Raw genomic sequence first — 2,688 nt, forward strand, 5'->3', positions numbered from 1 at the left:
AGTGATACCACTGCGGAGTGGTAGTTCAGTTGGTTAGAATACCGGCCTGTCACGCCGGGGGTCGCGGGTTCGAGTCCCGTCCACTCCGCCACTTATATTAAGCCCCAGTCTTTCGACTGGGGCTTTTTCGTTAATACGAGTATACTTTTTCCTTTAATCGAATGAGTCCCGCGGAAAAGGCCTGTCAGTAGCCCAGAACCGCTGCCACTTATATTAAGCTTCACTTGAAAGACTAAGATTTTTGGTATCTGTAGTGCCAGCTTTACCCACAACCGAATTGCACAATTCTAGTTGAATGTAATCTTGCCCATATCTCTACAGATTCGAACCTTATAGTAAATGCTGGAGACTGATGAATCCGCATAAGCTAGCTCGTTGTCTGCACTCTGTCACTGCGTATTTCGTTAACGCTTTTCTCTAGCAAGGGGGTTCTACTGCTACTTCGCAAATATTCATCGTTCTAGTGTTCTGGATAGTTCCTACGAGAATGGATTGCTGGAGTTTGTTACCGCTAGTCTGATTTAGTCATTGGAAGAGAATGAGCGTCTAGACTGTTAAGAGAGTAAAGTCATTCGAACATTCATGTTTTTAGAAAACTTTGTTTTCTTTGCTGATCTTGCTAGTAACGATTAACCTAAGAGGAGTTCTCGTAGGAGTAAGTTTGATGATGCAACAAATAAAAAATGAAACCTTGAAATCCGTATTTAAGCAATGGTCTTCCGAAGAGGGAATTGTGGTCATCAACCCTGCAACTGAGCAAGAGTTAGTTCGGTTAAAGCCTAGTAGTCTAGAGGAGTTAGATACTCTCATTGGTCAGTGTAAAACTGATCAAGTTCGTTGGGCAAAGTTAAGTGCCAAAGAGCGCTCTCGTCGCTTGAAAAAGTGGTATCAATTACTCCTTGATAATGCAGAAGACATTGCCACAGTTATTACCTTAGAGCAGGGAAAACCATTAACCGAGAGTAAAGGAGAGGTGATGTATGGCGCCTCTTTTGTCGAGTGGTTCTCAGAAGAAGCCAAACGTGCTTATGGCGAAGTTATACCTGCACCCACGACAGATCGACGTCTGTCTGCTATTCGCCAGCCTGTAGGGGTATGCGCTGCAATTACGCCGTGGAACTTCCCTATTGCGATGATTACAAGAAAAGCAGCACCAGCCCTGGCGGCAGGCTGTGGTATGCTGATTAAACCCTCTGAGCTTACCCCTCTTACTGCAATTGCTGTTGTTGAATTAGCTTATCAGGCGGGAATCCCAAAAGAACTGCTTCCTGTGGTGTTATCAGAGCAGGCTGCTGAGTTTGGCCAAGTACTAAGTACTGATCCTAGGATTAAGAAAGTTTCTTTTACGGGCTCTACGCGAGTCGGGAAGATTTTGATGAAACAAGCCAGTGACTCTGTCAAAGCGGTTTCGATGGAGTTAGGTGGTAATGCACCTTTTATTGTTTTTGACGATGCAGATTTAGATGCGGCTGCGGAAGGGCTTGTCGCTTCGAAGTTCCGTAATGCAGGGCAAACATGTGTTTGTACCAATCGGCTGTATGTCCATGAAGATGTAAAACAGGCTTTTATTGAAAAAGTATTGTCGAAGTTAAACAAATTACAGCTTGGTAATGGTTTAGAGAAAGGTGTCACATTAGGTCCTGTTATTACGATGGCTTCTAAACATCGCCTAGAGGCAGTGATCGATCAAGCCGTACAAGAAGGAGCTTCTATTGCCAACTCTCCGCAGAGACGCTCTGGGCGCTTTATGGAACCCGTTCTTTTGGATAGCGTCAAGCAGCATATGTCGATTGTTCAGCAAGAGCTATTCGGGCCTGTGTTACCTATTATTACCTTTGAGAATGATGAACAAGTTCTCGGAATGGCGAATGACACAGAGTATGGTTTGGCTTGTTACTTCTACACGAATAACTTCAAGCGTATTGTTGCTTTCAGCGAAGGTCTGGAATACGGCATGGTTGGTGTCAATGAGGGGATTATTTCTACTGAGGTGGCCCCGTTTGGTGGAGTGAAAGAGTCAGGAGTTGGCCGAGAAGGTGCGAAACAAGGGCTCGATGAATATTTGGAGACAAAGTATATTTGTCTCGGTGGTTTAAGCTGAGTTGGTTGATTTAAGCAAAAAGCTGGGTTTTACCTGGCTTTTTTGATCTGGGAGATGTGTGCCACCCACTATGATTATTATTTATTGGTGAACATTGCTTATGGTGGGACTATCGATAGAAAGCAGAGTTGTTGGTGAGCAGATATTCCACTCTAAGTTAAGCGATGCCTTCAAGGTAATGATCTAAACTCTGATTTTCTTTCCTGAGTGACATGAGTAGAAAAGAGTTTGACTTTAAACCAATGCAAAAAAGCCGTATCAAGAGATACGGCTTTTTCTAATATGGCTCCTCCTACTGGACTCGAACCAGTGACCTGCGGATTAACAGTCCGTCGCTCTACCAACTGAGCTAAGGAGGAACAAATTTTAATAAGTGGTGCCGACTACCGGAATCGAACTGGTGACCTACTGATTACAAGTCAGTTGCTCTACCTACTGAGCTAAGTCGGCACATTTTCGTTAATAAGTAATCGACTTACTAACTGAAAAATGGCTCCTCCTACTGGACTCGAACCAGTGACCTGCGGATTAACAGTCCGTCGCTCTACCAACTGAGCTAAGGAGGAACAAATTTTAATAAGTGGTGC

The 2,688-nt window shown here is 44.1% G+C and carries 1 protein-coding gene and 4 tRNA genes; 2 read left to right on the top strand and 3 right to left on the bottom strand.

Features of this window, described 5'->3' with window-relative positions; all coding sequences use genetic code 11:
• Positions 1-14 precede the first annotated feature (14 nt).
• Together CAG69_RS06390 and CAG69_RS06395 are read left to right on the top strand one after the other, a co-directional pair.
• Positions 15-91, top strand: a tRNA-Asp gene (locus CAG69_RS06390).
• Between the two features lie 573 nt (positions 92-664).
• Positions 665-2,101 (top strand): NAD-dependent succinate-semialdehyde dehydrogenase, encoded by a 1,437-nt coding sequence (locus tag CAG69_RS06395; protein WP_161443256.1) that lies wholly within the window; start codon positions 665-667, stop codon positions 2,099-2,101.
• Positions 2,102-2,384: 283 nt separating this feature from the next.
• Here the strand turns inward: CAG69_RS06395 and CAG69_RS06400 are convergent.
• The 3 genes from CAG69_RS06400 to CAG69_RS06410 all read right to left on the bottom strand — a co-directional run bounded on the left by CAG69_RS06400 (position 2,385) and on the right by CAG69_RS06410 (position 2,667).
• Positions 2,385-2,460 (bottom strand) — tRNA-Asn (locus CAG69_RS06400).
• A gap of 15 nt (positions 2,461-2,475) precedes the next feature.
• Positions 2,476-2,551 (bottom strand) — tRNA-Thr (locus tag CAG69_RS06405).
• 40 nt (positions 2,552-2,591) lie between these two features.
• Positions 2,592-2,667, bottom strand: a tRNA-Asn gene (locus CAG69_RS06410).
• Between the last annotated feature and the right edge of the window lie 21 nt (positions 2,668-2,688).

Source organism: Vibrio sp. V43_P6S15P86, from assembly GCF_009904725.1.
GTDB lineage: Bacteria > Pseudomonadota > Gammaproteobacteria > Enterobacterales > Vibrionaceae > Vibrio > Vibrio diabolicus.

Bases quoted from the DNA above. Each gene is read 5' to 3' on its own strand.
- CAG69_RS06395 (WP_161443256.1), top strand. From the start codon at position 665: ATGATGCAACAAATAAAAAATGAAACCTTGAAATCCGTATTTAAGCAA.